This is a genomic window from Streptomyces sp. NPDC048290, assembly GCF_040652095.1.
Classification (GTDB): Bacteria; Actinomycetota; Actinomycetes; order Streptomycetales; family Streptomycetaceae; genus Streptomyces.
Genome location: NZ_JBEZLM010000019.1, coordinates 22397 through 28992, shown reverse-complemented (window position 1 = coordinate 28992; position 6596 = coordinate 22397). Strand labels below are relative to the sequence as shown.

Sequence of the window (6596 nt, the reverse complement as noted above, 5' to 3'; positions counted from 1 at the left end):
GTCCAGGTCCGCGAAGTGCACATTGCCCCTCGCGAAACCCTGACCGATCACCACATCCCCGTCCCACGGCATCGCCGCGAACCCACGACCGTTGTGCCACGCCTTCACATCACCGTTGTCCTGCACCGTGATCAGCTCAGAACGGCCGTCACCGTCCAGGTCGGCGAAATGCGCGTTGCCCCTCGCGAAGCCCTGACCGACGACGACGTCCGCGTCCCACGGCATCGCCGCGAACCCGCCGCCGTTGCGCCACGCCTTCACATCACCGTTGTCCAGCACCGTCACCAGCTCCGAGCGGCTGTCACCCGAGAGCGACGAACCGCTGGAGGGACCGTCGATGATGTTCCTGTAGCGGTGGGGATGGAACTGGCTCGGTGTGCTGAAGTACGGGTAGGGGATCTTCCGGTACACCGTGCCGGTGTCGCCGGCCTGCTCGTATCCCCAGTACGAGTTCTGTCCGCCGTCGGCCCACTTGTCGAAGAGCACGACGTGACGGGTGTTCGAGTCCCCCTGTGCGTCGAGCAGCACATCGCCGGTCTTCAGCTCGCCCTTGGTGATGGGGTTGGTGAAGTTCAGCAGGCCCACGGTGTTGGGTCCGGGCTCCGGCAGATCCCAGGCCATGGAGACATATCCCGAACAGTCCGTGCGGTAGCTGCCGTACTCATTGCTGTGGCGGGCCGTCTGGCTGTACGGGACCGAGGGCCGCAGCCAGCTCCGGGCCCGGACGATGACCTCGTCGCGGGTGATCTGGGCGGCTGCCGCAGCGGCGGGTGTGTCTGCGGTCCACGCGGAGGCGGCCGTTCCGTCATGGCCGGCAGGCGACCGGGCCGCCGCCGGGCCCGTGGTGGCCAGCAGCGCCGCGAGGGCGACTGCCGTCGCGGCTACTGGTCTGGCGACCCGGATGGTCTTTCGGTCGAGCATGGGTTCCCCCTGATGGTCATTTGGTCCGTCGTCCGTACGGATGCTCCGGCGCCGGGCGAAGCGCGCAGGCCGGAGCACCCCGTGGCCCAAGAGGAACACGCCCGGCGTTGTTCGGAATCGGGGCCGGCTGCCGAACAAACGGATGCCGAAAACGTCACCGCGCCGAAAGGGCCGTGCCGCGGCATGAAAGTGGAGGCAGGGGCCACGCAGCGGCGGTCAGGGACAGGTGAGGCGTTCGCCCTCGTCCACTCCCGGAATGGTCCGTTCACCGGGACCGGCGGCGCCGACGACACGGCAGACGTGGGCGATGCGGCGCCGTTCGTCCATGTCCCAGATCCGCACGGTGCCGTCGGTGCTGCCGGTCAGGAGCCGGTCGGCCGTCGCGTAGGTGACCGCCGACACCGTCCCGGTGTGGCCCATGAGTTGTGCTCTGAGGCGGCTGCCCGCGCGGTCCCAGACCCGGACGGTGCCGTCATTGCTCACCGAGGCCAGGGTGCGGCCGTCCGGACCGTACGCGACGGACCGGACGGCACCGGTGTGCCCGGTGAGGACCGCCGTGGAACGGCGGGTTCCGACGTCCCAGACCCGGGCGGTGCCGTCGTTGCTGCCCGAGACGAGTGTGCGGCCGTCCGGACGGAACGCCACCGACCGGACGGCACCGGAGTGACCCCCCAGGACCGCCGTCGAACGACGGGCGTCCGTGTCCCACAGCCGGATCGTCCCGTCGTCGCTCGCGGTGGCGACGAGACGGCCGTCGGGGCTGAAGACCACGGCGTTGATGTAGTCGTCGTGCCCGTCCAGAGTGAGAGCCTCGCCGTCCCCGGCCACGTCCCAGGTTCTGAGCTTCTGATCGGCACCCGCGCTGGCGAGCCTGCGCCCGTCCGGACTGAACGCCACGGCCTGTACGGCACCGAGGTGCCCGGAGAACGCGGCCTTCTCGCGGCGGGTGCGGACGTCCCAGAGTCTGATGTCACCGTCGTTGCTGCCGGTGGCGAGGGTGCGCCCGTCCGGGCTGAACATCACCGACCGGACGACCCCGGCATGTCCGCTCAGCACCGCCAGCGGTCGGCGGCCGGTGAAGTCCCACAGCTCGACGTCGGAGTCGTTCCCCGCGACGGCGAGCGTACGGCCGTCAGGGCTGAGCGCCAGCGCCCCCAGCTCACGCAGTGGATGACTGACCATCACGGACCGGTCCAGATCCCACAGCACCGCGCTGCCGTCGAAACCGGCGCTCAGCAGCACATTGGCCGTGGAATGGAAGGCGACGTCCAAGACGTAGTCGGTATGACCGGGCAGCCGGGCGATCAGTCTGCGGTCCGCCACGTCCCACAACAGCACCACGCCTTCGCCGCCCGCGCTGGCCAGTATGGCGCCGTCGGGACTGAACGCCACGCCGTTGGCCTGGTCGGTGTGCCCGCGCAGCCGGGCGAGCCGGCGCGGACGGTCGGGGTCCCACAGGGCCACCGTGTGGTCGGCGTACGCGACGGCCAGCGTCCCGGCGTCCGGGCTGAAGGCGACGTTGTTCACGGCGTCGCTGTCGTCGCGCAGCACCACCGGGGCGGAGCTGGTGCGCTCCAGGTCCCACAACCGGACGGTCCGGTCGTCGCTCCCGGAGGCGAGTCTGGTTCCCCGGGGGTCGAACGCGAGGCTGGTCACCGCGTCGTCATGGCCCCGCAGGACGGCGGTGACCCGGCCCGTGGCGACCTCGCGGAGGCTCACATGGTGCTCCCAGCCTCCGTAGGCGAGGGTCGTGCCGTCCGGGCTGAAGGCGAGTCCGCGTGCGCTGCCCGCGAAGACGTCGATGGTGCGCCGGCGGTCCACGTCCCACACCCGGATCATCTCGTCGGCGGTGCCGACGGCCAGATGTCGGCCGTCGGGGCTGAAGGCGAGGGTGAGGACGGTGCCCCCATGGCCGCGCAGCTCGGCGACTTCACGGCGCCGCGCGACGTCCCAGAGCGCGACGGTGCGGTCGGTACTCCCGGTCGCGACCTGCCGTCCGCCCGGCCGGAACGCCACCGCGTTCACCGGACCCTCGTGGCCCGTGAGCCGTCCGTCGAAGTATCCGGCCTGGGTGCTGAGCAGCGCGCTGCGCGCCTCGACGGTCCGGGCCGTGTCGAACGCGCGCACCGCCAGCGCCATCGACGCCTCAGGCTGGCCCTCCGCGATCACCGCCGACTGTGCGGCCAGGGCCCGGGACAGGGCGATCCGCCGTTCCTCCAGGGCGGCGGACCGCTGGTCCAGGGCGACGACCGACGCGGTGACGGCCACGGCCAGCAGGACGACGAGGGTCAGCAGCAGGCGGCGCTGGACCCGCGCCTGGCGTCGCGCCGCCGCCTCGTCCGCCGCCCCAGCGGCCGTGCCCGCCGTGAGAAACGCACGCTCACCGGCGGAGAGGGCGCTCGGGGCGAGCGTCAGGGCCGTCTCCAGGCGGGCACCGCGGTACAGCGCGCCCGCGTCACGCCCCAGCCGCTCCCACTCCAGGGCGGCTTCGGTGAGCCGGCGCCGCACCCGCAGCGCCTCACGGTCCTCGCTCAGCCACTGGTGCAGCCGGGGCCAGCAGCGGATCAGCGCCTCGTGGGCCAGCTCCACCCGGTCCAGGTCGACCGTCAGCAGCCGCGCCTGGACCGCGCCGTCCAGGACGATGTCGAGGTCGTCGGCGTCGGTGCCGGACAGCCCCTCGAACTCCGCCAGCCGTGCGGGCCGACGTGTGTCCTCCGTGCCGTCGCCCAGGGCCGTCAGCCGTAGGAACACCTGTCGGGTCAGCTCCCGCCGGGGCTCGTCCAAGCCCTGGTAGAAGGACTCCGCGGTCCGCGCGAGCGAGCCTTCGAGCCCGCCCGACGCCTGGAACGCCTCCAGGGTCAAGGCGTTGCCCCGCCGACGGCGCCAGGTCTCCAGCAGTGCGTGCGACAGCATGGGCAGGACGCCCGCCTGTCCATGTGCCTGCGCGGTCAGTGTGGCCAGCAGCGCGCCCTGCACGGTCAGTCCGGCGGAGTGTGCCGGGCCGGTCACCACTTGCCGCAGTTCCTCCACGCTCATCGGTCCGACCGGAACCTGCGCGTCCCGCATCGCCTCGACGAGTTGCGGATGGCTGGTGCAGTGCGCGTAGAAGTCCGCGCGTACCCCCAGCACCACCCGGCAGGTCCCTTCCCCGGCGGCCGTGGCGGTCACCAGTGAGGAGATGAAGCGGTGCCGTTCGGCGTCATCCCCGCACAGGGTGAAGATCTCCTCGAACTGGTCGACCACGAGGACGACTTCGCGGCCGTCGTGCTCGGGTCGGGCCGAGATCTGCCGGACGACCCGTGCGAGATTCCCCGCGTCCGCGGCCAGTTCGCTCTTCAGCGCACCGGGAGTCACTCCGGCGAGTCCGCCGAGCCGGACCGCGCACTCCTCCGTCGGGTGGCTGCCCGGCGTGAACACCACCACCGTGGCATCCCCGGCCAGCACCGGCGCCAGTCCCGCGCGCAGCAGGGAGGACTTGCCCGATCCCGAGGCGCCGACCACGGCCATGAATCGCTGCCGCCGTAATCGCTCCGCCATCTCCGTGACCAGTCGCTCCCGGCCGAAGAACCGTTCGGCGTCCCGACTCTGAAAGGCGGTCAGTCCCACGTACGGCGGGTCGTCCGAGTCCTCCACGGAGGTCGCGGCGCCTCCGGACTCGGCTGCCAGCACCTGCCATCTTCGTTCCCACTCCGCCACATCTCCTTCACACGCCCGCACATACGCCAGCGTCACCGCCAGCGTGGGCAGCCGTTGCCCGGACGCGGCGCCGGAGAGGGTGGAGATCGAGTAGTGAGCGCGCTCAGCCAGCTCGCGATAGGGCGGACTCCCCGCCCGCTGTCGCAGTCTTCGCAGGTCAGCAGCGAATCCCAGTAACGCATCGTCGCCTGCTTCCAGCGGACGCTCCCCACGAGGCACCCGCCATCACCTCCTGTCACTCAGCAGGTCTCAAGCCGCCGCAGCATCCTACGTCCGGTGGTTGACCCCCACCCCGGTCCCAGGGAACGCGGCGGTCTCCCCGGATGCCCGCTGAAGCGCCGCCGCGCGCGTTGCGGCACCCGGCACTGTTGCGGCGCAACGCCCGGCATCATGCGGCGACCGCGGCGTCATGGCCAGCCGGTACCTGCCGCACGCGGGGTGGCTCGGTGTTGCGGTCCACCGCTGCGGCACCCCGGTTCCCGGAATGCGGGCTGCAACACCCTGAAGTTCGTCCATTATGGATGCCCCCTTCCGCAATCCGCTGGTTGGGTGACACATCCTCTTTTCGCCGAGTCGGGTGAAACGAAGGGAGTCCGCGGTGGACCGTCCGCTGCTGTCGCTGAGATCGACGCTGGTGTTCCTGCTCGCCGTGCTGGCGGGCGCGGCGGCCGGTGGGCTGACCGCGCTGTCGGGGGAAGGGACGCCGCGCAGCGTGCTCGCGGCGCTCGCCGTCGCGGGAGTGGCGGTCCCGTTCTTCAACCGTCTCATCGACTGCGACCACACCGCGGCCCGGCCCCCGGCGCCCGCGGACACCCACGGCGGCGAGGGGGAGAACCATGGCTGAACTGCGGCCCCTGGGGGACGACCTCAACGACGCCTCCCGCGCGCTCGCCCAGTCCCTGCGCGAGCTGTTCGACGGTCTCAAGGTGTCCGTACGGCGCTACGCGGCCCGGCGGTGCCTGGACCCGGGCACGGTCTCGCGCTATCTGAACGGCACCCGGTTACCTCCCTGGCAGGTGATCAGCGACCTGTTCGCGGATGTCGCCGAGCATCGCGGGACGGCGGTCACCACCGAGGCCATCGAACTCGTGCGTGGCCTGTACCGATCGGCCGTGGACGCCGCCTCCTCCCCCAAACACGCGGTCGAGATCCTGGCACAGCAACTCGCCGACGCCGACCGGGTCTCCCGGCGGTCCACCGTCCGCGGTGACGTCCTGGGCGACGCGCTGCTGGACCGGACCCAGCGCATCGCCGACCTGGAGACCCGGCTCAACCAACTGGAGGCCGACCGCGTCGCGGAGCAGAAACGGGCGGACGAACTCGCCCTGGCGCACCCGGACATCTCCGGCCTGATCGCCGAGCGCAGCCAGCTCCAGCAGGAGATCGAGCGGCTGGGGACGGCACTGCGGGAGGCACAGGAACAGCGCGCCGCGGCGGAGGGACGCTGCGATCTGCTGGAACGCCAGCTGGAGGCCGTCGAGCAGGCCGCCACAGCCGCGGTCCTGCCCGACGCGGCCCAGGGTATGCCCAAGATCCTCATCGTCGACGACCAGCCGGACAACCTGCTCGCGATGACCGCGGTGCTCGCCACACTCGACCAGGAGCTGGTCACCGTCTCCTCCGGCCGGGAGGCGCTCAAGGCGCTGATCCACCACGACGACTTCGCGGTCATCATCATGGACGTCCAGATGCCGGAGATGGACGGCTACGAGACCTGCGCCCACATCAAGCGCCGGCCCCGCACCCGTGACGTCCCCATCATCTTCCTCACCGCGATGGGCGTGGACTCGGAACACTCCGCCCGCGGTTACGCGGCCGGCGCCGTCGACTACATCAGCAAGCCCTTCGACCCGTGGGCCCTGCGCGCCAAGGTCGCGGTGTTCACATCGATCTATCTGGAGCGGCGTACGGCGTAGACCCACACGACTAGGGGGCGGCGCCGTGCGGGGGGAGGGGGGAACCGGTGGGCGGACAGTATG

At 71.3% G+C, this 6596-nt stretch carries 3 protein-coding genes and 1 pseudogene; 2 read left to right on the top strand and 2 right to left on the bottom strand.

The features are described 5' to 3' along the window. Positions 1 to 921: pseudogene (locus AB0D49_RS28395) on the bottom strand (hypothetical protein); the annotation flags it as partial. A 216-nt stretch (positions 922 to 1137) separates the two neighbouring features. Continuing rightward, the gene (locus tag AB0D49_RS28390; RefSeq protein WP_362762464.1) at positions 1138 to 4590 is read right to left on the bottom strand and encodes an XRE family transcriptional regulator; all 3453 of its coding nucleotides are present in this window, start codon (positions 4588 to 4590) and stop codon (positions 1138 to 1140) included. A gap of 625 nt (positions 4591 to 5215) precedes the next feature. Between AB0D49_RS28390 and AB0D49_RS28385 the strand changes: the two genes are divergently transcribed. Then, the gene (locus AB0D49_RS28385) at positions 5216 to 5461 is read left to right on the top strand and encodes a hypothetical protein (protein ID WP_362762462.1); all 246 of its coding nucleotides are present in this window, start codon (positions 5216 to 5218) and stop codon (positions 5459 to 5461) included. Continuing rightward, positions 5454 to 6533 carry a response regulator gene (locus AB0D49_RS28380; RefSeq protein ID WP_362762460.1) on the top strand — a complete coding sequence of 360 codons (1080 nt, stop codon included), beginning with the start codon at positions 5454 to 5456 and terminating at the stop codon, positions 6531 to 6533. The genes AB0D49_RS28385 and AB0D49_RS28380 overlap by 8 nt, the downstream gene beginning before the upstream one ends. Positions 6534 to 6596 lie beyond the last annotated feature (63 nt).

Coding starts and splice junctions, on each gene's coding strand:
- AB0D49_RS28380 (WP_362762460.1), top strand. CDS start 5,454: ATGGCTGAACTGCGGCCCCTGGGGGACGACCTCAACGACGCCTCCCGC.